21 protein-coding genes and 2 tRNA genes are annotated in these 24,168 nt (G+C 40.6%); 16 read left to right on the top strand and 7 right to left on the bottom strand.

Features of this window, described 5'->3' with window-relative positions:
- Nucleotides 1–197: 197 nt before the first annotated feature.
- Nucleotides 198–1,541 carry an acetyl-CoA hydrolase/transferase family protein gene (locus DRED_RS01870; protein ID WP_011876738.1) on the top strand — a complete coding sequence of 448 codons (1,344 nt, stop codon included), beginning with the start codon at nucleotides 198–200 and terminating at the stop codon, nucleotides 1,539–1,541.
- Nucleotides 1,542–1,918: 377 nt separating this feature from the next.
- Nucleotides 1,919–2,689 (top strand): alpha/beta fold hydrolase, encoded by a 771-nt coding sequence (locus tag DRED_RS01875; protein WP_011876739.1) that lies wholly within the window; start codon nucleotides 1,919–1,921, stop codon nucleotides 2,687–2,689.
- Here DRED_RS01875 and DRED_RS01880 read toward each other — a convergent pair.
- The 5 genes from DRED_RS01880 to DRED_RS01900 form a co-directional block, all read right to left on the bottom strand.
- On the bottom strand, nucleotides 2,679–3,389 hold the full coding sequence (locus DRED_RS01880; RefSeq protein ID WP_011876740.1) for a flagellar motor protein MotB: 711 nt from the start codon (nucleotides 3,387–3,389) through the stop codon (nucleotides 2,679–2,681). The two genes, DRED_RS01875 and DRED_RS01880, sit on opposite strands and share 11 nt — an antisense overlap.
- Nucleotides 3,364–4,170: a flagellar motor stator protein MotA gene (motA, locus tag DRED_RS01885; RefSeq protein WP_011876741.1), complete on the bottom strand. Its 807-nt coding sequence runs from the start codon at nucleotides 4,168–4,170 to the stop codon at nucleotides 3,364–3,366. Before motA ends, DRED_RS01880 begins: the two co-directional genes overlap by 26 nt.
- 415 nt (nucleotides 4,171–4,585) lie before the next feature.
- Nucleotides 4,586–6,568: a CoB--CoM heterodisulfide reductase iron-sulfur subunit A family protein gene (locus DRED_RS01890; RefSeq protein ID WP_011876742.1), complete on the bottom strand. Its 1,983-nt coding sequence runs from the start codon at nucleotides 6,566–6,568 to the stop codon at nucleotides 4,586–4,588.
- A 22-nt stretch (nucleotides 6,569–6,590) separates the two neighbouring features.
- Nucleotides 6,591–7,445 (bottom strand): CoB--CoM heterodisulfide reductase iron-sulfur subunit B family protein, encoded by an 855-nt coding sequence (locus tag DRED_RS01895; RefSeq protein ID WP_011876743.1) that lies wholly within the window; start codon nucleotides 7,443–7,445, stop codon nucleotides 6,591–6,593.
- Between the two features lies 1 nt (nucleotide 7,446).
- Nucleotides 7,447–8,010 (bottom strand): 4Fe-4S dicluster domain-containing protein, encoded by a 564-nt coding sequence (locus DRED_RS01900; protein ID WP_011876744.1) that lies wholly within the window; start codon nucleotides 8,008–8,010, stop codon nucleotides 7,447–7,449.
- A gap of 323 nt (nucleotides 8,011–8,333) precedes the next feature.
- Between DRED_RS01900 and DRED_RS01905 the strand changes: the two genes are divergently transcribed.
- Nucleotides 8,334–10,130, top strand: coding sequence for a MutS family DNA mismatch repair protein (locus DRED_RS01905; RefSeq protein ID WP_011876745.1), 1,797 nt, complete (start codon nucleotides 8,334–8,336; stop codon nucleotides 10,128–10,130).
- A gap of 2 nt (nucleotides 10,131–10,132) precedes the next feature.
- Here the strand turns inward: DRED_RS01905 and DRED_RS01910 are convergent, their stop codons facing one another.
- Nucleotides 10,133–11,074, bottom strand: coding sequence for a LysR family transcriptional regulator (locus tag DRED_RS01910; protein ID WP_011876746.1), 942 nt, complete (start codon nucleotides 11,072–11,074; stop codon nucleotides 10,133–10,135).
- A 250-nt stretch (nucleotides 11,075–11,324) separates the two neighbouring features.
- Here DRED_RS01910 and DRED_RS01915 point away from each other — a divergent pair, with 250 nt between their 5' ends.
- From DRED_RS01915 to DRED_RS01975, 13 genes are all read left to right on the top strand, one after another.
- Nucleotides 11,325–12,782, top strand: a complete 1,458-nt coding sequence (locus tag DRED_RS01915; RefSeq protein WP_011876747.1) for an aryl-sulfate sulfotransferase — start codon at nucleotides 11,325–11,327, stop codon at nucleotides 12,780–12,782.
- 128 nt (nucleotides 12,783–12,910) lie between these two features.
- Nucleotides 12,911–14,323, top strand: coding sequence for an SLC13 family permease (locus DRED_RS01920; RefSeq protein ID WP_011876748.1), 1,413 nt, complete (start codon nucleotides 12,911–12,913; stop codon nucleotides 14,321–14,323).
- A gap of 42 nt (nucleotides 14,324–14,365) precedes the next feature.
- Complete coding sequence (gcvH, locus tag DRED_RS01925) at nucleotides 14,366–14,767, top strand: glycine cleavage system protein GcvH (protein WP_011876749.1); 402 nt, start codon at nucleotides 14,366–14,368, stop codon at nucleotides 14,765–14,767.
- Nucleotides 14,768–14,818: 51 nt separating this feature from the next.
- Nucleotides 14,819–15,667 carry a thioredoxin domain-containing protein gene (locus tag DRED_RS01930; protein ID WP_011876750.1) on the top strand — a complete coding sequence of 283 codons (849 nt, stop codon included), beginning with the start codon at nucleotides 14,819–14,821 and terminating at the stop codon, nucleotides 15,665–15,667.
- A gap of 76 nt (nucleotides 15,668–15,743) precedes the next feature.
- On the top strand, nucleotides 15,744–17,120 hold the full coding sequence (gene lpdA, locus DRED_RS01935; RefSeq protein ID WP_011876751.1) for a dihydrolipoyl dehydrogenase: 1,377 nt from the start codon (nucleotides 15,744–15,746) through the stop codon (nucleotides 17,118–17,120).
- 111 nt (nucleotides 17,121–17,231) lie between these two features.
- Nucleotides 17,232–17,546: an EamA family transporter gene (locus DRED_RS01940; RefSeq protein WP_083755116.1), complete on the top strand. Its 315-nt coding sequence runs from the start codon at nucleotides 17,232–17,234 to the stop codon at nucleotides 17,544–17,546.
- Nucleotides 17,547–17,802: 256 nt separating this feature from the next.
- Nucleotides 17,803–18,594 carry an electron transfer flavoprotein subunit beta/FixA family protein gene (locus DRED_RS01945; protein ID WP_238442562.1) on the top strand — a complete coding sequence of 264 codons (792 nt, stop codon included), beginning with the start codon at nucleotides 17,803–17,805 and terminating at the stop codon, nucleotides 18,592–18,594.
- A 15-nt stretch (nucleotides 18,595–18,609) separates the two neighbouring features.
- Entirely contained in the window at nucleotides 18,610–19,626 is a 1,017-nt protein-coding gene (locus DRED_RS01950) for an electron transfer flavoprotein subunit alpha/FixB family protein (RefSeq protein ID WP_011876754.1), read from the top strand.
- A 13-nt stretch (nucleotides 19,627–19,639) separates the two neighbouring features.
- On the top strand, nucleotides 19,640–21,046 hold the full coding sequence (locus tag DRED_RS01955; protein ID WP_011876755.1) for an FAD-binding oxidoreductase: 1,407 nt from the start codon (nucleotides 19,640–19,642) through the stop codon (nucleotides 21,044–21,046).
- 189 nt (nucleotides 21,047–21,235) lie between these two features.
- Nucleotides 21,236–21,311 (top strand) — tRNA-Gln (locus DRED_RS01960).
- A gap of 9 nt (nucleotides 21,312–21,320) precedes the next feature.
- Nucleotides 21,321–21,396 (top strand) — tRNA-Lys (locus DRED_RS01965).
- Nucleotides 21,397–21,553: 157 nt separating this feature from the next.
- Entirely contained in the window at nucleotides 21,554–22,468 is a 915-nt protein-coding gene (locus tag DRED_RS01970) for a tyrosine-type recombinase/integrase (RefSeq protein ID WP_011876756.1), read from the top strand.
- A gap of 12 nt (nucleotides 22,469–22,480) precedes the next feature.
- Nucleotides 22,481–22,705: a hypothetical protein gene (locus DRED_RS01975; RefSeq protein WP_041274382.1), complete on the top strand. Its 225-nt coding sequence runs from the start codon at nucleotides 22,481–22,483 to the stop codon at nucleotides 22,703–22,705.
- A 41-nt stretch (nucleotides 22,706–22,746) separates the two neighbouring features.
- On the opposite strand, the gene DRED_RS01980 is transcribed toward DRED_RS01975, so the two are convergent.
- On the bottom strand, nucleotides 22,747–24,165 hold the full coding sequence (locus tag DRED_RS01980) for an Ig-like domain-containing protein (RefSeq protein ID WP_011876757.1): 1,419 nt from the start codon (nucleotides 24,163–24,165) through the stop codon (nucleotides 22,747–22,749).
- Nucleotides 24,166–24,168: the final 3 nt, after the last annotated feature.

Raw genomic sequence — 24,168 nt, forward strand, 5'->3', positions numbered from 1 at the left:
GTTTGTACTTGTCCTGTTATAATGTAAAATCGTTGAGCCGGTTGGCTTAACGATTTTACATGAATTTTCTTGAACCACCATAGCTAAGTAGTTAACTAAATAAAAATTTTTAAAAAAAGAAGATTGAAAATTTTAAATAATCAATAAATTCCAAGCCTAGAATAATAAGATTAGTTATTAAAAGGGGCTGGTTATGAATGAGTAAGTATATAGAAATGTATAAGAGTAAATTAGTATCCCCGGAAAAGGCAGTTAGCGTTGTAAAATCAGGGGATTGGGTTGAATGGGGATCTTTTGCTTGTCGTCCTCTAGTATTAGATAGAGCTTTGGCTCAGAGAAAAGATGAACTGCAGAATGTAAAAGTTCGGGCTGTATGTACAGCTTACGGAGTTCCTGAGATAGTAAAGGTAGATCCTACAAGAGAACATTTTTGTTATAATAACTGGCATTTTAGTGTGATAGATCGTAAGTTATCTGACAAAGGGCTATGTTCCTATGTCCCGCAACTTTATAGGGAAGCCGTCGGTTATTTTAATAATTATATTCAAGTTGATGTAGCCATGTTGCAGGTTACACCGATGGATCAGCACGGATACTTCAACTTTGGTCCATCAGTTTCCCATGCCTATGCTACTTGCAATAATGCTAAGATTGTTATTTTAGAAATAAATGAAAACATCCCTCGGGCCTTGGGTGGAAATTCGGAATCAATCCATATTTCTGAAGTAGATTTTATAGTTGAAGGGGAAAATACGCCGCTGCAACAGACTCCAGTAATTCCGTTTTCAGAGGAAGATCGTATGATAGCAAACCATATTATGGAAGAAATAGAGGATGGTTCCTGTATTCAGCTAGGCATTGGCGGCATGCCCAATGTGGTAGGGAAGATGTTAGCTGAATCTGATTTAAAGGATATTGGTGTGCATACTGAAATGTTGGTGGATGCTTTTGTAGATATGTATGAAGCAGGTGCATTAACGGGACGGAAGAAGAACATAGACCAACGTAAGATTGTATATACCTTTGCTTTAGGTTCACAAAGATTATATGATTTTATTAATAATAACCCGATGTGTGCAACATATCCGGTAAATTATACTAATAATCCCAACATTATAGCACAAAATGATAAAGTAGTGTCTATTAATAACGCCGTGGAAATAGATTTATTTGGCCAGGTTAATTCGGAAACTTCTGGAGTCAGGCAGATAAGTGGAACAGGCGGGCAAGTAGATTTTATAGATGGTGCATATAATTCAAAGGGGGGTAAAAGTTTTATTTGTCTTACTTCCACCTACAGAGATAAAAATGGAAAGAATATTTCGCGGATCAAGCCTTTTTTGTCTAACGGTTCAATTGCTACTACTCATAGGGCGGCTGTTCAATATGTAATAACTGAATATGGTAAAGCTGTATTAAAGGCGAAAACAACCTGGCAGCGGGCTGAGGCCCTAATAGCTATTGCCCACCCGGATTTTCGGGATGAGTTGATAAAGGAAGCTGAAAAGAATGGCATCTGGCGAAGAAGCAATATGAGGTAAATGACATACCATCCACCCGCAAGGGTTGCAAGTAAACATAGCAATTAAGTATCAAACGGGCTTCTTATGAATGGAAGAGTAACTGTTTTATTCTACCATTCATAAGAAGCCCGTATTATTTTCTGAAAGATTAGTTATTTGGTGCCGACGGATTTGGAACTTACGCGCCTGGGATTATCGCCAGAGTAATTCTTTGTGTTTTCAATAGCTAAGGGTAAAAATAATGGGTTATGTTTTTAATGGTTAATAATTGTCTGAATAATATAAAAATAAAAAGGAAATGGCATGCTAATATCGAAAGAATAGTCAATCCATTGAACTTACATAGCAAGAAATTTAGGAAAATAATTACATCTGATTATTAAGGAGGTAAGATAATGCCCCTCGTTACCCTAAACTCCATTCAATATTATTATGATACAAATGTGCCTACCTTAGAAAAACCCCGGCAGAGGATATTGTTTGTGCACGGCGCCGGGGGAAGTCACAGGCACTGGCGTTTACAACTAGCCCACCTAAGTAAAGAATACCAAGCCATTGCAGTGGATCTGCCGGGACATGACCTATCCGAAGGAAACCCATTTAACCGTGTTGCTGAATACAGTAGGTTTATTAAGGATTTTGTCGATTGTTTACTGGACGTTCCTTTTATTCTGGTGGGACACTCTATGGGTGGCGCCATAGCCATGGACTTTGCCCTTAAGAATTCCCACCGGCTGGCAGGGCTGGTCCTTGTGGGAACAGGTTCCCGGCTCCGGGTTATGCCACAGTTGCTGGAAAGTTTTAAAAAGAATAAATTCTTTGCTGGTCTGGAACAGTTTTTATATAGTCCGGACAGTTCCGCTGATATGTTTTCCCGGGCAAAAAAGGAATTAGAAAGTGTTCCACCCTCTGTATTTTTTGCAGATTTCACAGCCTGTGATAATTTTAATGTTGGGGACAGGTTGGGGGAGATCACTGCGCCTACCCTGATCATTTCAGGAGAAAAGGATGTTATGACTCCTGTAAAATTTGGTCAATTGTTATTCGATCAGATACCTGGCGCCCAGATATCTGTTATACCCAAAGCTGGGCATATGATGATGATGGAGCGTCCGAGGGAATTTAACAGAGTTGTGGAGGCCTTTGTTAAAGGTCTTATTGAATGACCTTTTGATTGATAATAACTTCTACCCGGCGGTTTTTGGCACGGCCCTCGGTGGTTGTGTTCTCAGCAATGGGTCGATATTCACCGTAACCGATGGCAACCAAGCGGCGTGGGTCTAGGTTTTTATTGGTCAGCATGATCTTCATGCAGTTTAGGGCGCGTTTGGAACTAAGATCCCAGTTGGATTCAAAGGTGTTGTTGTAAATGGGCTGATTATCTGTATGACCGGCTACCAGCACCTCAAATTTGGGGTACTGTTGAAGGATACTACCCATTGCTTTAATAATCTTTCTGGATTGGGGTTTTACAACGGCGCTGCCGGAATCAAACAAAGCGCGGTCCCGGATGGTGAGAGTTAGGTGGTTGTTGATAATATTAGTTTCCACCTCTGTTGTCATGTTATTTTCCTTTATATACTGATCTAACTGCTTCTTTAATTCCTGCAGTTCCACGACAGTATCGGTTTTCACCTCTGTTTTATCAATCAACTGATCAGACAAGGATTTGGATTCCATGATGCCTGCCCCACTGTTTAAAGCAGCATTCAGTGATTCCTTCATGGCGTTAAATTTTTGATTATCAATGGTGCTGGAAGCAAAAAGGACTATAAACAAAGCTAATAAAAGGGTTAACAAATCAGCATAGGGGATTAGCCAGGATTCATCAATATGTTCCTCATGCTGCTCTCTGTGCTTTGCCATCGTTTTCTGCTTCCTCCTTTGAGCTACTTCTTTCTGATGGAGACAGGTATACTAAAAGTTGTTGTTCTATGGCTATGGGTGAGCGCCCGGTTTGAATAGCCAGGACCCCCTCAACAATCATTTGTTTTATTTCCATTTCTTTTTTAGAAATCCGTTTTAATTTATTGGCAATAGGGTGCCATAAAACATAACCCGAGAAAATTCCCAGCAGTGTAGCAACAAAGGCTGCAGCAATGGAGTGGCCCAATTTTTCAATATCACTCAGGTTTCCCAGAGCGGCAATTAACCCCACCACCGCACCCAAAACGCCCAGGGTAGGGGCGTAGGTACCAGCCTGAGTAAAAATAAGTGCTCCGGAACGGTGACGCTCTTCGGTGGCATAAATCTCTTCTTCCATTACGAACTTTACAAATTCCGCATCACTTCCGTCTATAATCATTTGCATACCGCCTCTTAAGTAAGGATCATCAATACTTTCCAATTGACTTTCCAAGGATAAAAGACCTTCTCTACGGGCGGTACTGGCCAAGGCAACAAAGGTATTAACCACTTCCCTTTTGGCCATCAGTTTAGGCTCCTGCAGGGTGATCTTCAGAAGTCGGGGAATTTTTTTAAGTTCTGACATCGGGAAAGCAATAAATAGGGACGCTGCTGTCCCCACAAAAATAATCATAATGGCCGCTGGATTCCACAGAGACGAAAGATGTGCGCCCTTTAATACCATTCCCACACTGATGGCTGTGATGCCAAGAAACAAACCAATAATTGTCGACTTTTCCATGTATTATTACACCTCATTAGTTAAATAATTACTATAAAGAAGAAGTATAAACTAAGATATACATAAACCTGTATCTATCATAACAGATAAAATCTTCATATAACAACATATTTCACCTTTTTTGCTAAATCATCATATTTATTTAATTTATTTTAAATTCTAAAGACAGGAAAATAAATAGATTGCGTCTATTTATTTTATTTTTAAAGTATATTTTATCACTTTCTAAATGTAATTAACAAAATAAAGGGGTGTGCAAAAAACAGGGGAAACCCTTTAAAATGCTCATATCATCCAGTATATCCAGAGTATCCCGAGTCATTCGCTTTTCATAGGAAAACCTATGCCATCATGATAAAAAAAGAATCACCTCCCCTAATGGTAGGAGGTGACTAATTCCTCTAAAATAGAAACCTTATATGCATAGGGCTATGATCTCAGACATTACCTGCTGGTTTGTAAAACCCTTAAGATCTGCGGCACCGCAGCGGCATGTGGCTGCACAGGCACCACAACCCTGGCATAAACCAGTATTAATAGCAGCCACAGTGCGTTGGACTCCCTGCCCCATTGATTTATCAGTGATTAATTTTTCTTCAATGGCATTGAAGGGACAAACATCACGGCAGGCCATACATCCGGTACAACGTCTTTCATCAATTTGGGACACCATTGGGTTGGTGGCTAGTTCGTCTTTAGATAATAGCACGATTACCTTGGCGGCTGCTGCACTGGCCTGGGATACAGTGTCTGGAATATCCTTGGGACCCTGGCAACATCCAGCTAAAAAGATACCGCCGGTATTGGTTTCCACAGGCTTAAGCTTGGGGTGGGCTTCCTGATAAAAACCATCTTTGTCTGTGGTAAACCCAACTACCTTGGCCAATTCATCCGAACCTCTGCTGGGTGTCATAGCTGTGGCCAATACCACCAGGTCTGTCTCAACCTCCACCGGTCGCCCCAGCAGGGTGTCTGCACCCCTGACTACTAATTTTTCACCCTTGGGGTAAATTTTTGAAACTCGACCCCTTATGTAACAAGCACCCTCATTCACCGAACGCTGATAAAATTCCTCATAACCCTTTCCTGGAGTACGCACATCCATGTAGAAGACATAGACTCTGGCCCCTTCAATCTTTTCCAGTATCTGTTGAGCGTGTTTAGCCGTGTACATGCAGCAGGCCCTAGAGCAGTAAGACTTACCCTTTGATTCATCCCTGGAGCCCACACATTTAATAAACACTATACTTTTAGGTTCTTTGCTGTCCGACGGCCGAAGTATTTTACCACCGGTAGGACCGGAACTGTTAAGTAGTCGTTCAAATTGCAAGCTGCTGATGACATCTGGATACTTACTGTGGCCGTATTCTCCGTAAGAACCAGCCCAATCAAACAAGTCATAGCCAGTTGCCATGACCACAGCCCCTACTTGTTCTTCAAAAAATTGCTCTGTATCCTTATAATTGATTGCCTCCGCCTGGCAAACTTTCTGGCAGACACCGCATTTACCACTTAAAAGCATACGGCATCCCTTTGGGTCAATAATTGGCTTGTTCGGTACAGCCTGGGGAGAACTGATGTAAATGGCTTTTCTTTGTCCCAGGTGTAGGTTATACTCGCTGGGGACCTTAGCTGGACATTTTTCCCAGCAAGTGCCACAGCCTGTACATTTGTTATGGTCCACATATTTTGGTTTTTGTTTAATTCGAACATTAAAGTTTCCGATAAAGCCGCTTACCTCGCAAACCTCAGCAAAGGTATAAAGCTTAATGTTAGGGTGCTGTACCACAGCAACCATCTTGGGGGTGACAATTCAGCCACTGCAATCCAGCGTGGGGAAGGTTTTATCAAGCATAGCGGATTTACCGCCAATGGTTGGTTCTCGTTCCACCAGCACAACTTCATGGCCGGCATCAGCAATATCCAGGGCAGCCTGAATACCAGCAATACCTCCGCCAATGACCAGTGCCCGCTTGGTAACCGGAATCCTTTCTTCATATAGGGGCTCTGTGTTGTTCGCTTTAGCGACAGCCCGCCGTACCAGTGCAATGGCCTTTTCCGTAGCTCCATCTTTTTGCCGGCTGTGTACCCAGGCACACTGTTCCCGGATATTGGCAATTCTCATCATAAATGGATTAAGCCCGGCCCTTTCTAGGGTCTTTCGAAAGGTTTGCTCATGTAACCGTGGGGAGCAAGATGCTATTACCACTTTGTCCAAGCGATATTCACTGATTTTCTGAACAATTAAATCTTGTCCTGGTACTGAACACATATATTTATAATCGGTGCTAAAAACCACTCCGGGAAACTTGGCTGCTTCCGTAGCCAATCTCGGTACATCAACAACACTGCCTATATTGGAACCACACCAGCAAACAAAAACGCCAATTCTGTTCATATCTTCGCCCCCTCTGGCTAAACTAGCTTATTCTGGATAACATAGCTTTAGCTGTCATTAGGTCCATACCCAGGCAATTGGGTTCTATCCCCAAAGATAAACCCAATAATTGGGTAAAATAGAAAACAGGTAATTTTAAATCAGTATTGAAGACCTTATTCATTTTATTTTGTTTCATATCAAGGTTAAAATGGCACTGGGGGCAGGCAGTAATAATGCAGTGAGCACCGGCTTCTGCAGCGCTGGACAAAATATCTCTGGCCAGCTTTAAAGAAATATCCTCATTGGTTACGGATAGAGAACCACCACAACATTCAACCTTATGGGTCCAGTCTACGGTTTCTGCACTGGTGGCCCTTATTAAATTATCCAAAATTTGAGGGTCTTCAGGATCATCAATTTCTACTACGTTTGATGGACGAACAAGTAAACAGCCATAATATACCGCTACTTTTAATCCCTCTAGGGGTTGTACCACTTGGGATTGAATTTTTTCAGCAGTAAGTTTAGAAAAAACCTGAATAAAGGATTGTATTTTAACGCCGCCCTGGTAAGGTTGGCCAGTTGCATCGTTAATTTTTTCCCTCAGATCAGGATCTCCGGTTAATTTCCAGTTGGCATAGGACAGGGATTGATAGCAGGCAGCACAGGGAGAAGTTACATCCAAACCCATCTGCTCAACCATATGTAAATTACGGGCACATAGGGCAATTGGAAGGTATTTGCTGGAGGCATGGGCAGCACTGGCACCACAGCAATTCCAGTCTGGTATTTCTACTAATTCGATGCCAAGGAATTCACTTACTACTCGGGCAGACATATCATAATCCTTAGCCATTGTTTGTAAAGAACAGCCGGGATAATATGCAATTTTCATGTTACTTCATCTCCAACTTCTTGATGTTTTCCATGATCTGAAGGATATCTTTACTTCCCTTTATCCTTTCAGGCGCAAGTTTCAATTTCCCACGTGAAAACATGTCTAATCCTAGCATGGCATCTTTAAAGGGGGTGTGTAAGTTTAGGTTATATTTAAGCATTAAACCCATCTCGTAGGTGCGCCCGTATTTCCGTAAGGAATCCAGGAAAAGCTGGTTAAAAAGGGATACATTTCTACCCCTGCCATTGGGTTTAATACCTTGTTGAAGGGCATAGGACCTTAGACTATCCATTAGTTTTGCTAAATCAAAGCCCTTGGGGCAACGGGTGGAGCAGGTAGAGCAAGTGGCACAGAGCCAAATTGTCTCCGAACGCAAAGCTTCATCTAACAAACCTAACTGTAACATTCTGATAATTTGGTTGGGGGCAATGTCCATTGCAAAGGCCACCGGGCAACCGGCAGTACATTTGCCACATTGATAACAATGTTGAATATTTTGCCCAAATTTGTTTATTAACTGATTAACCTTTTCCCCCGCATCGTTAAAAGTAATAACTTCCATTAAAAATCCCCCTCAATGCTTGTGTTAAAACATTCAAAAGATAATATCAATTTAGAAAGTTTTTATATATCATTATACTATCATTTAATTATATTTGCTTCAAATTTATATTTATTTTAAGTAAATCAAAAATTTTTTTTAACTAATATATAAAAATATTTTATTGTTTAATTATTTTTACTATTTGACTATTTATGTGTTGACCTAGATCATGACGAAAGGGCTTTTAGAAGCAGAAGGTTCTTTTTTCTTTGAATATTTTTGGCTAGATCCTGCATTATGGTAGAATAAACGGAAGATTATCTTGTTTGAGGAGAGGTTAAATGGAACAACACATAAAGAAGATTTATCAAAAGAACAAAGAACGTTACGAAATTGAATTAGATGGGCTAAAAAAAACAGATAACACCTTTGTTTTTTCTCGTAGTGTGGTGGCTCTGAGCGTGGTGGGACTTCTGTTATACGCCTATTTAAAGGGATTATCTTACCTTTATCTTTCTACCGTTCCACTGGTCTTTTTATTTCTGGTAATGGTTAATAAACACCAGAGGGTAAAAAAACAAATGACCCAATTGGAAAGCCTTGTTCAAATAAATGAGCGAGCCCTGCTCCGATTGTGTGGCCAATGGACAGGCTTTCAGCAACGGGGGGAGGAATACATTGCTTCTGAACATCCCTACTCCGGCGATCTGAATATCTTCGGCCAAGGTTCCCTATTTCAATATTTGAACGCTGCTAACCTGGTAACTGGTAATGAGGCCTTGGCAAAATTGCTCAGTGCGGAGGAACCCTGTTATGAGCAAATTAGACCCCGCCAAAGTGCCATAAAGGACCTGGCTGCTCGGCTGGATTGGAGACAGCTTTTACAAGCTATGGGTATGGGCAGTGGTTACAAACCGGAAGATGCTATCAAACTATGGAACTGGGCCAGAGAAAAGCCCCTATTTCTACATGGCAAATTAATCTATCTGTTATGGTTGTTACCGATTACCACATTGATTCTCCTGATTTTAATGAGTCAGCGTCTGGTGCCGTCCTACGTCCCGCTTATTTTGTTGATCCTGCAAGTAATCCTGGTAACCGCCAGTCAGGCAATAATATCCCGTAAATTTAAAGATACCGAAAGGTCCGCAGCTGAACTGGCACGTCTTTCAAGGCTTTTAAAGTATATTGAGGGAGAAGAATTTCAAGCACCCTTGCTGGTGGAACTACAAAACCGGTTAATACAGAAAAAACAGACAGCATCCCAACAGGTGAAAGCCCTTGAAAAAATTGCTGCTTTGATTAATCTACGTTATTCGGTGGTTTACCATTTTATTAACGCCCTGATCTTCTGTGATTTATATACCTTGCGGACATTGGAACAATGGAAATCCCAATATGGTACTCATTTAGAGCAGTGGTTCCGGGTGATCGGCCAATTTGAAGCACTATCCAGCCTGGCCACACTGGCCCACGACAATCCGCACTGGGCTTTTCCTGAAGTTACAAAGGCTGGACCGTATCTTACGGCCACTACCCTGGGACATCCGCTGATTAATGCCGAGACCCGGGTCAGTAATGATGTTTCTTTGCCGCAACCGGGTACCGTCCATATTATTACCGGTTCCAATATGTCTGGCAAGAGTACACTGCTGCGTACGGTGGGCATCAATTTGGTGCTGGCCTATGCCGGAGCACCGGTCTGTGCCAGTTTTCTGAGCTGCTCCCTGATGAGTATTTACACCAGTATGCGGATTCAAGATAACCTAGAAGAAAGTACTTCTTCCTTTTATGCAGAACTAAAACGAATCAAGCTGGTTATTGAGGCTACCCGGCAGGGAAAATCCCTAATTTTCCTGCTGGATGAAATATTTAGGGGAACCAATTCCCGGGACAGGATAACCGGCGCCAGAACAGTAATAAAAAATCTAGCCCTACAACCAGCCATTGGCTTTGTCACAACCCACGACCTAGAACTCAGCACGCTAGAAAATGAATACCCTCAGCATATTAAAAATTATCATTTTACCGATGAAATAATTGAAAATAAAATTACCTTTGATTACCGCTTGAAAGAAGGGGTTTCCCAGACCACCAACGCCATTGCCCTAATGAAAATGGTTGGTATTGATGTGTAATTTTAATTTGCTGGTAATTGGGGAAGGTCCTTTAGTAGAGTATTAACAGTATCTCTTAGGGTCAAAATAAATTTCTTTTGTGCTATTTGTAAATAATCTTTTCTATATACAAAGCCAATATGAATATTTGTTTTAAAGTGGCTAATTGTTAAGGGACGAATTTTTCCTGACTGAACATAGATGTCATTTAAAGACATGACCCTTGGCAGTAGCGCTACGGCATTTCCACGGGCAATCACTTTTTTCATACTTTCCCTATCGTTAAAACGCATAACATTTATGTCTTTTAACTTCATAAAGACTTCAATATCCTTGTCTGATATATTATTTTTAAAAACCACCAAAGGATAGTTCTGTATATCTTCTATATGAACCTGTTGTTTTTGCGATAGGATGTGGTCCGTTGCTGTGAAAAGACAAAAATTATCAATAAAAAGTTCTTCGTAATGAATATTGTTTTTGCATTGATTGAATAAAAAGGCTTCTTTTTCATAATCCCAAAGGGCAAGTATACCAATATCTATGTTACCTACTTTAATTTCCCGCATGATGTTTGAGGTATCGTCTTCGTTGAAGGATATATTTACCTGGGGATGCTTTTCTTTAAAAATGGATAGTGTTTCCAATAAGATATGGTTACTAATTGCCGGCAAGGTAGAAACAGTTAGGTTGCCGTTTAGACAAACAGATGAATTTGCACACATATTATTTATTTCTTCAACCTCCTGAAATATTCGGGAGGCTTTTTCTATTAGAAATCGTCCAATTTCGGTGGGTTCCACTCCGTCATGGGTTCTAATAAAAATCTTGATATTCAGTTCTTGCTCTAGGTTACTTATGGCCGAACTAAGGGAGGGTTGTGAAATAAATAATTGTTTGGCAGCTTTGGTTATGGACTTTTGCTTACTAACCTCAAGTATATATTGCAACTGTTTCAACCTCATTGTCCTTCTCCTTTAAAAGCAGTTAGATAAGTGAAATATATTGCTAATCAAAACACATTATAACATAAGTTTTGTCGACATAGGTTAGGCCTATTACTGTCATAGGTAGTTGGTATTTTACCCAACCTAACCAATTAAATATAATGAAGTCAGGGAGCAGACAAAAAAAGAAGACGTACGGCCTTTTTTGTACCCTTATTAGTGAAAGGTAAAATAATCACAAGCAAAATACAAAACAGGAGGAAAAATAATGACTTATCCAAGTATTTTCCCAACGGGTGCTACCATTTACAATCCTGAAAAATGTTGGAACGGATATACAATTATTCAAGTAGAAGATCTTGGCGCGCTTTTGATCAATATGAACGGCGGCGAAGTAAAACTTTGGAAAAATTTGCATGGCTTTCCTAATAAGTTGCTGCCGGGTGGACAGGTTTTTGGCCATACAGGCGAGAGAAGTATAGCCTTTGGCGTACAGGATGGTATTGATTTGATTCAAGTGGATTGGGATGGCAATGTTGTCTGGAAATTTAACCAATATGAATTTATTGAAGATCCTGGTGAAAAGCCCCAGTGGATGGCCAGACAACACCATGACTTCCAGCGGGCAGGCAACCCAGTAGGTTACTATGTGCCAGGGATGGAGCCCCAAGTGGATAAAGGCAACACTTTGATCCTCTGCCACAAAAATTTAGTAAATCCAAAGATTTCTGATAAACTTCTGGCGGATGACGCCATCATTGAAGTGGACTGGGAAGGAAACATTGTTTGGGAATGGGTTTGCAGCGAGCATTTTGATGAGTATGGTTTTAGAGAAGAAGCAAAGAATATTTTGGCTCGGGATCCTAATATGCGGGCAGCAGGACCGGGGATGGGAGACTGGATGCATATTAATTCCATGTCTGTACTGGGACCTAATAAGTGGTATGACGCCGGTGATGAACGATTCCATCCTGATAATATTATATGGGACGCCAGGGAATCCAATATCATTGCTATCATAAGCAAGCAGACTGGTAAAGTGGTCTGGAAGGTTGGTCCCTATTATGATACCAGCGAAGAACTAAAGAAACTCGGCTGGATTATTGGTCAGCACCATGCCCATATGATTCCTCGGGGACTACCCGGTGAGGGTAATATTTTGGTCTTTGATAACGGAGGCTGGGCTGGTTACGGTGCACCGAACCCCGGTTCACCAACTGGTACGAAGAATGCTCTGCGGGACTACTCCAGGGTGTTGGAATTTGACCCAACAACACTGGAAATCAAATGGCAGTATACACCCAGCGAAGCCGGTTATCTGCAACCGGTAGATTCCAACCGTTTCTATAGCCCCTTTGTCAGCGGTGCCCAAAGGTTGCCAAACGGTAACACCTTAATAACCGAAGGTTCTGGTGGCAGAATTATTGAAGTTACTCCTGATCATGAAATAGTATGGGAGTACATTAGTCCCTATTGGGGGGAGTCTTTCCCCATGAACCTGCTTTACAGGGCCTATCGTGTACCCTATGAATGGGTGCCCCAACTGGAAACTCCCAAAGAAGTGCCCATTGAACGTATTGATGTAAAGACCTTTCGAGTGCCCGGGGCTGCCCCCATTGGCTGCTCCGATGTAACTGAAGTGGAAGGTGTACTGCCCTATCAGGCTGATAATACCCTGTGTGTTGCCGCCGGTGATGAGTTTGAGCATAAGGAAAAGAATAGTTAATACTCATCTCGGTGCTGCTCAGCAGCTGGGGAATTAATTTGACAAACCTCAAAGGGTGATACAGTGTTAATCACTATCACCCCTTGAGAAAACATCTTCACACTTTATAAAAGGGAAGGAATAGAAATATGGAACAGGCTATAAACAGCAAGAATAAGAATATAAATTATATCCAGTGGGCCATAACAATATTAGTACCCATAATAATTTATCTATTTACGCCACTGGACTATGCCGGAAAAACTTTTTTAGCAATTACTGCTACCTGTGTAATTTTATGGGTATTTGCACTGATTCCCGAGAATATTACAGGCCTGCTTATTCCCATCTCCTTTGTGCTATTCGGGGTAGCTGAACCGGAAGTAGCCTTTAAGCCCTGGGCGCAAATTCTTCCTTGGTTAGTTGTGGCTGGTATGATTTTGAGTGAAGTGATGCTGGATACCGGTCTGGCTAAACGGCTAGCTTATAAATCACTTCTGATGACCGGTGGTTCCGGTAAGGGTATTGTACTGGGTTTTATTATAACTTCCTTTGTTCTTCCTCTGCTGGTTCCATCATCTGTTTGGGCCAAGATGTTTATTATGGCACCTATTGGTATTGCCATTTGTAAAGCCTTAGATTTTAAGCCAATGAGCAAAGAAGCCACGGGTATCATGTTAATGGCTTGTTTTGTGGCAATATCCTCTGGATTTTCCTTTCAAACAGGCGATGAAACAATGGTTTGGATAAGCCAGGTTATTTCAGAAGTATCCAATGGACAAATTACTATATCTTGGCTGGCCTGGCTAAAATATATGTTGTTACCCGGTCTCTCTTGGTCAGTCTTCTCAATTTTGACTGCTTATTATCTCCTTGTAAAAAAAGCCTTTGACAATAAAGGAAATGTTAAGTCGGTACTGGAAGTCGAATATAAGGAAATGGGGTCCCTTAGCGGTAAGGAAATTAAAACTTTACTAATTGTGCTGTTGATTTTATTAAACTTCATTTTTGAGACATACCATAAAATGAATGCCGCATTTATTATGGTTGCTTTGGTTTCTTTGTTCTTTATTCCTGGGATAAGCCTCATGAAGCGTGAGAAATTGCAGAGTGTCAATCTCTGGATTCTCTTTTTCGTAACTGGTGCCATGTCGGTGGGAATGGTGGCCGGGTCTGTGGGAGTTACCAAAGTTGTAGCTGATTCATTGCTGCCAATTATCAAGGAAATGGGACCCTTTGGTGCAACAATGATGGCATTTACCTTTGGTGTTATTATGAACTTCATTATGACACCGCTGGGAGCTATGGCGGCATTTATCACGGTTATTTCCGGCTTAGCAGTGCAGGCTGGCATACATCCCCTGCCTGTTTCCCTTGCCTTTGCCGTGGGCTTAGATATCTATGTGTTTCCCTATGAGGTAGCCCCTGTTTTATATTTCTTTAGCCTAGGATATATGAGTCTCCAAGAAGCAATAAAAGTACTTGCTGTTCGGACCGTACTTGCCTTTTTGGTGGTTGCAGTAGTATTTGGGGGTTATTGGTATACTCTTGGGTTAATGTAATGATAAGGTTTTTTCTGTTAGCAATAGAAAGGAATGGGTTGTATGACAAAATCAGCGGAAGAGTTAACGTTTCTTGACAATATTCATTATTATAAAGAACACACATGGGCCATGGTGGAAGGTAACCAATTAAAGATAGGAATCACGGATTTCGCTCAGGATAACCTTGGCAATATTATCTTCGTTGAACTACCCAATGCTGGAGAGAGCTTTGACAAAGGGGAAGAATTTGGACAAGCAGAGTCAGCTAAAACAGTATCGGCCCTTTATATGCCTATTAGTGGCGAAATAATTGATGTAAATAACCAGTTAGAAGATGCACCACAAAATGTCAACGAAGATCCCTATGGTACAGGTTGGATGATTATTGTTAAACCTAACAATATATCTGAAGTTAGTGAACTGTTAACTAAAGAAGAATACATCAATCTAATAAATCAATAAAAACATTCCCAAAAGAGCTTGTCAGAACAGCATAACTAGGAGAGAAAAAATATGAGTTATACCATTTATACAGCCACTGGCTGTACACGTTGTAAAATTGTAAAGCAGTGTATGAAAGAACGTGGCATTGATTTTGTAGAGCAAGATATGAAGGCAGAAGGAAAGGAAGCCTTTCGAAAATTTTATAGTGCTAATCGAAAGTCTATTTTTCGTGGGCCGGACGGAGTGGAATTTCCCATTCTTACAGATGGCTCAACCATTTGTCAGGGGATAGGTACATCAATAGCCTTCCTTCATGCAGGTAATAAGCTTGATGGTTTCTTTGGCGTAGGTACATTACACAAAGAATGGGTGGACGGTATCTATGTTTCTGCCGGTAATCCTAAGTATGTAACAGAGTTCATGGAAGTGTTGCGCTATCTCAAAGGAAACAACATGAAATTGCAACTTGAAACCAATGGACTGAACAGCAATATTTTACAGCAGGTACTAGATGAAGGCTTGGCTGATGTAGTAATTATGAATGTTTTAGGACCAAGGGAACTCTATAGCCGCATTCTGGGACAAGAGGTTGACATGAACGAAGTAGAAAAGACCATACCAACTGTAACAAAGTTCCCGGAATACAGATTCCAGACCACCGTTGTTCCCGTCATTCGTCAGGAAAGTGAGCCAAATGAGATTAGCTTCCTGACCGCCAAGGAGATTGGTGAAACAGCAAAACTAATTGCCGATGGAACCGGTAGTATGAAGAATCCTTATTTAATTAGACTATGGAATCCTAAACTGACCACTGATCAGAGATTTAAAGCAGTAAAAGCGATGTCTATAAACGACATGTTTTCTTACAGAACTTCTGCCAGGTGCCACCAAGTGTTAACAGAAATTGAAAAGGAATAACCAAAACGGGGCTCTCGCAGCCCCTATTCATTTACACTAACAACAAAGCTTAGGAACATATAAGGGAGGTAATAGCATGATTTATGATGCTGTGGTGATTGGTGGGGGACCTGGAGGATATGTGGCTGCCATTAGGATTGCTCAAAAGGGAGGTAAAGTGGCAGTAATAGAAAAGGATCAATTGGGGGGAACCTGTCTAAATAGAGGATGCATACCCACCAAAGCACTGATTGCCTCAGTTGATAAACTGAAAGCAGTTGAGGAAGCCAGTGAGTTCGGTATAGAGGTAGGTAAGCCAGTTATCGACTTTAGGAAGGTTCAGGCCAGAAAGGCTGAAATAGTAGATAAATTGGTTAGCGGTATTAAATATCTTTTTGACAAAAATAAAATTGACCACCTTAATGGTACAGGTAAAATCAAAACAGCCAATATAGTAGAAGTCAATAATGCTGATAAAACCTATGAATTACAGTGTAAAAATATAATCGTTGCCACTGGATCAAGTCCGTCCTTAATACAATCATTGGGATACAATGGAACTACTATCATTACCAGTGAAGAAGCGTTAAAACTTACAGAGGTACCGAAGAGCTTACTGATTATTGGAGCAGGAGTTATTGGCTGTGAATTTGCTCATATTTTTGGCAGTATGGGAACCCAAATAACGATGGTGGAAGCAGCACCTAGCATTTTATCGATACAGGATAAAGATATTTCTCGTCGCATGCAAACCGTTTTCAAGAAGAAAAAGTTTAATATTAAAACAAATGTAGCCATTACGAAAATGGAACAAACTGGAGCTGGAATTCAAGCAGAATTAGAAAATGGAGACATTATAAAAGCAGAGAAAGCCCTTATTTCCATTGGACGCCAGTTAAATACCAAAAATTTGGGACTTGAAGATATAGGTGTTCAGCTTGGTGAAAAAGGTCAGATTTTAGTAAATGACAGATTGGAAACCAATATTAAAGGAATATATGCTGTCGGAGATGTTATAAGCAAATACCAGTTGGCCCACGTGGCCTCTGCCCAGGGTATTGTGGCAGCAGAGAATATCATGGGCAAAGAATCCACAATGGATTATAATGCCGTTCCCAGCTGCATTTTTACCAGTCCAGAAATTAGCTCCGTAGGCATTACAGAGCAGCAGGCAAAGGATCGAAAAATCCCTGTGAAGACCGGGAAATTTAACTTTATGGCTAATGGAAAGGCCTTGAGTATGGGAGAAGGTGAAGGTTTTGTTAAAATAGTTGCACATAAAGAAACCGATGTTGTACTAGGAGTTCATATCATTGGTCCCCATGCGTCGGATTTGATTGCTGAAGCAACTCTGGCGGTAAGAAAGGGACTAACAACAAAGGAATTAGCAGTTACGATCCATGCTCACCCAACATTGGCTGAAGTGATCATGGAAGCGGCGGAAAATGTTCATGGTTTAAATATTCACGGTTAGGAACCACTTAAATGTAATGGTGGAGTGTAGAAATAATATTTAGTTAAAAAGGAAGATACGTATGCTATATTCATTACTTGTTTTTTTGGCCGGATGTAGCTTCGGCTTGTTATCTCCCATTGTAAAGCTTGGCTACAACACTGGCTTGCAACCGGAACAAGTGATTTTTACGCAGTTTTTTATGGCTTGGGCCTGGGGTTATTGGGTGGCGTGATTCCAACTTTTTTGTTAGCCAAAGGTGTTCCCCAGGTGGGGGCGGGCATGTCCACCATTCTTTGTTCTTCAGAGTTGCCAGTTGCATTGCTGGCTTCAGCTTTAATACTGGCCGAAAAGTCAACTCTGTTGCAATGGTGCGGAGTAGTGCTAATTATACTTGGCATAAGTACACCATATATATCTTTGCTAAGACATCAACACAGGGTCTAGACTACACATTAAACAAGAACACAGCTTCTTTGTAAATTGAGAAGATGTGTTCTTGTTTAAATTTTTAGTAAATAAGCATTTTTTTAAAATATAACTTAATTTCTAGTCTATATAGATATTGCCTATACCTTGCATATTAAGTTAGTATTTTACAATCCTATCCAATAGGCATAAAATTAAATTGGGAATGTGGCGAACGATATCTGGTAGTACCATCAGATGAGTTAACCAACAAGAAACTGTTTAGGAGGTGCCAGTGTTGAACATTGTAGTGCTTATTAAACAAGTTCCAGGAACTGATAATGTGAAATTAGATCCCAAAACCGGTGTCATGATTCGCAGCGGCAGGGATACCATTATCAACCCACTGGATGAGAACGCATTGGAAGAAGCGATCCGCATCAAAAATTCCAGAGAAGGTGTTAAGGTCACGGCTGTAAGTATGGGACCCGAATCTGCTGTTAAAGCCTTAAAAGAAGCGGTGGCCATGGGGGCAGATGCCGGTGTATTAATCTCCGGCCGAGCCTTTGCGGGTTCAGATACCATTGCAACAGCCAAGGCATTGGCCGCAGTCATTAAAAAGCTAAGCCCAGTGGATCTGGTTATTTGTGGTGAACGGGCCACAGACGGTGAAACCGGTCAAACCGGTGCGATGATTGCTAACTATTTGGACTTCCCGGTTCAAACCTATGTTTCCGCTGTGGAAGCGAAGGAAGATCGGGTGATGGTTAAGCGTACTGTCGAAGGTGGCTTTGAACGGGTTGAGGTTTCTTATCCGGTACTCCTTACGGTTAACAAAGATATCAACGAACCTGGCTTCCCAACCCTAAAAGGTAAATTAAAAGCAAAACAAGTGGATATATCCATCTGGAGTTCTGAGGAGTTAGACTTAGACAAGTCAGAACTTGGTTTACAGGGATCACCTACTCGGGTAGTTAAAGTGTTTAGCCCCAAGCTATCCCGGGATACCATTCTATATCAGGCAGACGGAACCAGCAAACCAGTGGATGAACTGATGAAGTTCCTTAATGCTAAGGAAGTTCTATAAGAAGGGAGTGGAAACATGGTGAGTCAAGATATTTCTCAATACAAAGGCGTGTTTGTGTTAGGTGAACAAAGGGATGGCAAGATCCAATCTGTCACCTTTGAACTATTAACCCGTGGACGGGCCCTGGCAGAGGAACTTCAGTGCGAATTGGGCTGCATTCTGCTGGGAGAAGAGATTGATAATATAGAAGAAGTTATTCAGCGTGGTGCGGATAAAGTCTTTTTTATCAAAAACCCTGTCTTGGCAAACTTCTTACCGAAGCCCTATTGCAATGCTATTTGTCAACTGATTGAAGAAGAAAAACCGGAAATCATTGTTGCCGCTGCAACCACCACTGGTCGTACCGTAATGCCCTTGGTGGCAGCCAAGGCCAATACCGGCTTAACGGCTGATTGTACGGAACTAACCATTGATACCGAGGCTAAAATCTTGCTACAAACCCGACCAGCCATCGGTGGTAACATTATGGCTACCATTAAAACTCCCAACCATCGTCCTCAAATGGCCACAGTGCGTCCGAAATCTGCCAAACCAGCCCAGGCCGATCCCAACCGTAAAGGTGAAATCATCATTAAAGAATACACTGGAGCATTATTTGTAACGCCGGAAAACTTCCTGGAATATATCAAAGATACCACCCAAGAGGTAAGCATTGAAGAAGCGGATATCATTGTAGCCGGTGGTAAAGGTATGAAGAATGCCGAAGGATTTAAAATGGTGGAAGAATTGGCCCATCTTCTGGGTGCCGGAGTGGGTGCCACCCGTGATGCAGTGGAATTGGGTTGGACTACTTATCCCCACCAAATCGGTCTATCTGGCAAAACCGTATCACCCAAGTTATACATGGCTCTGGGCCTATCTGGTAAAATTCAACATTTGGCCGGTATGCAGACATCCGATGTGGTTATCGCTGTGAATAAAGATCCCGAAGCCCAAATCTTTAAAGTAGCGGACTTTGGTATTGTGGGTGATGTTTTCGAAATTGTGCCCATGCTCATAGAAGCTGTAAAAAAAATGAAGGCCACTGCATAAGGGGGGATAAGCTGTGCAATTTAACAAAGTGACGGATGGTATTGTTCAAGAATTAAAGGCAATATTGGGTGAAGGCAATGTACTGATCGAAGAAGAAAAATTGGACATGTACTCCAGGGATGAAGTTTCGGATAAACTTTGGGAGAAGATGCCCGAGGTAGTAGTAAAGCCGGAAAATGTAGAGCAGGTTTCAGAAATTGTGAAGTTGGCCAACCGTGAATTACTGCCCATTACCCCCAGGGGTGGTGGTACTGGTTTGGCAGCCGGTGCGGTACCCCTAAGTGGTGGCCTTGTCTTATCTCTGGAAAAAATGAATAAAATCCTGGAAGTGGATACCGAGAATCTCTTTATGGTGGTTGAACCCGGTGTAACCACCGGCGAAGTACAAAAAACAGCCAAGGCCCAGGGACTTTTATATGCCGGGGACCCATGTTCTGCGGACAGTTCCTTTATTGGCGGCAACGTAGCCACCAATGCCGGGGGGAACAAAGCGGTTAAATATGGTGTTACCAGTCGTCATATCTATGGCCTTGAAGTGGTCATGCCCAATGGTGATATTGTTACCTTTGGTGGAAAGAATGTTAAAGATGTGACAGGCTATGATTTTGTACATTTAATGGTGGGTTCCGAGGGTACCCTGGGAGTTGTAACCAAGATTTGGTTAAAACTGATGCCCCTGCCAAAGTATGTGGCAGACCTGCTGGTTCCCTTTGCAGATATGCAAAGTGCCATTCAAGTGGTGCCAAAGATTATGACCGCAGGGATTATTCCCACTTGCCTGGAATTCATGGACAGCCTATCCATCAAGGCAGCGGAAATGTATCTGAATAAAAAATTACCTTACAGTGATGCTGGTGCCTATATTATCTGTGAAATTGATGGCACTTCAGAAACTCAGGTACAGGATGATTACGAAACCATTGGCAAGGTATGCCAGGACAATGGTGCCCTAGAGGTATTCGTGGCAGACAACATGTCTACCCAGGAGCGGATATGGAAATCCCGGAAATGTTATGCCGAGGCCATTCGTATGCTTAGCCCAGTCTATTGCATGGAAGACGTTGTGGTACCGGTATCCAATATTCCTAAGGCACTGGAAGCCATTGAGCGGATTGCCAAGAAGTACGAATGTAAAATACCCAGTTGCGGACATGCCGGTGACGGTAACATTCACGCCACCGTACTAAGGGAAGATCGGGACGACCATGAATGGCATGACTTAAAGGATAAAGTGTTAGAGGAACTGTACGAAGAAGTATATCAACTGGGTGGTAATCTTTCCGGTGAACATGGTATTGGTGCCAAGCGAGCCGGAGCAATGGATAAACACATGACGGAGGCACAGTTAAATGTGCTAAGATCTATTAAAAAGGCATTGGACCCCAAGGGTATTATGAACCCGGGCAAGGTCTTGGTCTAAGAATAAAAGGTAAAAGGGACTTCACCCTTTTACCTTTTATTTTTATTTAGGGTGTTAGATTTTATTTTCCAAAGTAATAAAAAAAGTTGCATACAATATAAATATAAAAAAATATTATATTTAATATAAAATATTTGACAAGTTAAGCCATGCGGTTTATAATAACTAATTGTTAGGGGCGTTGCATTTTGGGGCGTCGCCAAGTGGTAAGGCACCGGACTCTGACTCCGGCATTTCGTTGGTTCGAATCCAGCCGCCCCAGCCAAAAAAATATGACTCACTAGCTCAATTGGTAGAGCAACTGACTCTTAATCAGTAGGTTCGGGGTTCGAGTCCCCGGTGGGTCACCAGTCCTTATATATCAAGGGTTCAGAGGTGTTTTTCTTCTGAACCTTTTTTTATTTACCTTATAATCCTTTTTCTTAAATTCACTTCATTTTTTGACTACTTAATTCCGAAATCAGATTGTCATTTTACCGCTACTAAAAATTAAGGAGTGGTAAAGCAATGACTAACCAAGAATTAGTAAAAACATTTCTAATGTATCAAGAAACAAAGAATCTCTCAAAACGAACCATCGAGTGGTATCAGTTTACTTTGAACAAACTTATTGACTACTGCAAGGAGAACAATATTTCTATTGAATCTATGACCACACCACAAGCCAGGCAATATGTATTTTCACTTCAAAAATCAATAAGTAGAACAGGTAAGAAGTATGCTGACAATGGCATTAATGGCTATATTCGCTCAGTTAAAATCATGTTCAATTACTTGTTTGAAGATGAATACATTGAGAAAAATCCCTTTGCCAAAGTGAAGCAGATTAAAACTGATAAGGTTATTATCGAAACTTTTGAAGTAGAAGAAGTTAAACGTATGCTCAACCAATTCAATAAGAAAGTTTACACTGAATTTAGGGACGCCTTATTAATTCAAATTTTATATGATACAGGAATTCGTATTTCAGAAGCAATTAATCTTAAAATATCTGACATAGACACAGATAAAAATATGTTTAAGGTATTCGGTAAAGGCCACAAAGAGCGTATGGTTCCCTTTGGACGTTCTATCAAACGTGAAATACTAAAATACCTTCCCAAACGAAACAAAGAAGTTGATAAGGAATTAGACGAAGGTTATTTATTCTCAACTAGAAATGGCACTGCTTTAACCATTAGGAACGTCCACAGAAAAATAGTTGAAGTTGGCACTAAAGCAAAAATAAAAGGTAAGCGTCTGTCTGCTCACACTTTTAGACACACCTTTGCAAAAACCTACTTGGTAAATGGTGGTAATTTATTTTCCCTCCAAACCATTATGGGACATAATGACTTATCAACCACTAGAAAATATGTCCACCTTCTCACCGAAGATATTCAAAAGCAACACCGTCAATTCAGCCCCTTAGACAATCTTTAGGGGGTGCTGAATATGAAATTAAAACAAATTTACGGTTATGGTAAAACAATCCTCTGCCATCAGCCCACCATTGGCGACTGGTATAACAACATAGAATGTTCTATCTCTAAGCGGAATATTATTGTTACTACAGAAATAAATAAATCTGACTATCAATCAATAGTATCTCCTGGAGAGTTTTGTTCTGATTGTCCTTGTAACAAAGGGGCAGTAAATCTCTTCTGGGAAATGAAATAATCCAAAGGAGTAGGAATTTTTGCCTACTCCTTTTTTATGTCTTAGAACAAAGATTTTACTTGAATTTGCTTACTCGCCTTAATGGTATTATCACTATTCAAAGTACAAACTAATTCTAAATATTTATTGACATAAGATGATGTACTAGTTGCTTTAATACTTACAGAATTACCTGTTTGGCTCTGGATTGTAGCATAAACATTTGTAGTGCCATCAGGATTAGGACTTGTAATTGACCACGTTCCGCTCTGATCTGCCACCTCAACCCCATTATCATAAAATGTAGCAGTATATGATAACGTCTGATTAAGTTTAATAGTAGCACCACCGTTAATGGAAATAGAATAATTATGACTTATAGGTACTTCCTGGACAGTCACTTCTAATATATCATAAATTTCTGGCCTGTCTGCCATTTGTGCGGTAATCGTTACTGTTCCAATGGAAATACCTGTAATTAATCCGCTACTATTTACAGTAGCAATATTATTATCACTTGAAGTAAATATAACATTAGGATTATCAACTATAACTCCATTATCTGTTAATGTATAGTTTAATTGTAAATTATCTCCAATATTTAAAGTTGCTGATTCATTGGTTATAGTCAATACATAATTATGATTAACTTTAACATTAATAGAAATAGTATCTTTAACATCTGGTTTACCTGTCATTTGAGCAGTGATTATTGCTTTACCTTCGGCAATACCAGTAATTAAACCATTATTATCAATATTACATATATTAGCGTCGCTGGAAACATATGTAATAGAAGGACTATCAACTGCAACTCCATTATCAGTTAATTTTACAGATAATTGCAAAGTATCATCTTTTAATATATTTGCTGATTCTCCCTCGTTGATTGTTAATTTATAAATGTGTTCATATTGCCAACGGTTTGCAATTTCATTTTCTTTATCATCACTACTACCAAACGAATCTTTTTCTAAATGCAAAATGACAAGGCCATTTTTTGTTTTGTCAATTCCTATTACCTTCCACGCTGAATCCATCTTAATAATTCTCTGATTTAAGATAATATTTTTTGTGTCGGAATTATCTTGAATTGTCATAAGTATTTTCCCAACTGGCAGTGTCATATATTGCCCTGTTTCAATGTCAAAAACTTTAGATTCAACAATGGCAGGAAATGTTTTAATATTGCCAGCAAAATTAAATTTAATATCAAAATTGCAAGCCCTCATAACCCCTTTATATTTTTCATAGCGTTTACCATTAACCTCCGAAACAATAAGCCAGTATAAACCGTTATATTCTATTCTGTCCCCTTGTGACAGTTCAGTTAGCGTAGATATATATTTATCGTCATAATCAGATTTAACTTTTAAATTGCTTATCAATGCCCTTGTTGCTATGCCATTAATTAAAATATCCCTGCCAGCATCAGCAAGGATAAAGTTAAAATCATTTTCATTAGGTGAAAACAGATTCAATTA

The organism is Desulforamulus reducens MI-1 (assembly GCF_000016165.1).
GTDB classification, from domain to species: Bacteria; Bacillota; Desulfotomaculia; order Desulfotomaculales; family Desulfotomaculaceae; genus Desulfotomaculum; species Desulfotomaculum reducens.

Bases quoted from the DNA above. Each gene is read 5' to 3' on its own strand.
- DRED_RS01930 (WP_011876750.1), top strand. From the start codon at position 14,819: ATGAGTTATACCATTTATACAGCCACTGGCTGTACACGTTGTAAAATT.
- DRED_RS01900 (WP_011876744.1), bottom strand. From the start codon at position 8,010: ATGGAAGTTATTACTTTTAACGATGCGGGGGAAAAGGTTAATCAGTTA.
- gcvH (WP_011876749.1), top strand. From the start codon at position 14,366: ATGACAAAATCAGCGGAAGAGTTAACGTTTCTTGACAATATTCATTAT.
- DRED_RS01950 (WP_011876754.1), top strand. From the start codon at position 18,610: ATGGTGAGTCAAGATATTTCTCAATACAAAGGCGTGTTTGTGTTAGGT.
- DRED_RS01905 (WP_011876745.1), top strand. From the start codon at position 8,334: ATGGAACAACACATAAAGAAGATTTATCAAAAGAACAAAGAACGTTAC.
- DRED_RS01880 (WP_011876740.1), bottom strand. From the start codon at position 3,389: ATGGCAAAGCACAGAGAGCAGCATGAGGAACATATTGATGAATCCTGG.
- DRED_RS01895 (WP_011876743.1), bottom strand. From the start codon at position 7,445: ATGAAAATTGCATATTATCCCGGCTGTTCTTTACAAACAATGGCTAAG.
- DRED_RS01870 (WP_011876738.1), top strand. From the start codon at position 198: ATGAGTAAGTATATAGAAATGTATAAGAGTAAATTAGTATCCCCGGAA.
- DRED_RS01875 (WP_011876739.1), top strand. From the start codon at position 1,919: ATGCCCCTCGTTACCCTAAACTCCATTCAATATTATTATGATACAAAT.
- lpdA (WP_011876751.1), top strand. From the start codon at position 15,744: ATGATTTATGATGCTGTGGTGATTGGTGGGGGACCTGGAGGATATGTG.
- DRED_RS01910 (WP_011876746.1), bottom strand. From the start codon at position 11,074: ATGAGGTTGAAACAGTTGCAATATATACTTGAGGTTAGTAAGCAAAAG.
- DRED_RS01975 (WP_041274382.1), top strand. From the start codon at position 22,481: ATGAAATTAAAACAAATTTACGGTTATGGTAAAACAATCCTCTGCCAT.
- DRED_RS01970 (WP_011876756.1), top strand. From the start codon at position 21,554: ATGACTAACCAAGAATTAGTAAAAACATTTCTAATGTATCAAGAAACA.
- DRED_RS01915 (WP_011876747.1), top strand. From the start codon at position 11,325: ATGACTTATCCAAGTATTTTCCCAACGGGTGCTACCATTTACAATCCT.
- DRED_RS01920 (WP_011876748.1), top strand. From the start codon at position 12,911: ATGGAACAGGCTATAAACAGCAAGAATAAGAATATAAATTATATCCAG.
- motA (WP_011876741.1), bottom strand. From the start codon at position 4,170: ATGGAAAAGTCGACAATTATTGGTTTGTTTCTTGGCATCACAGCCATC.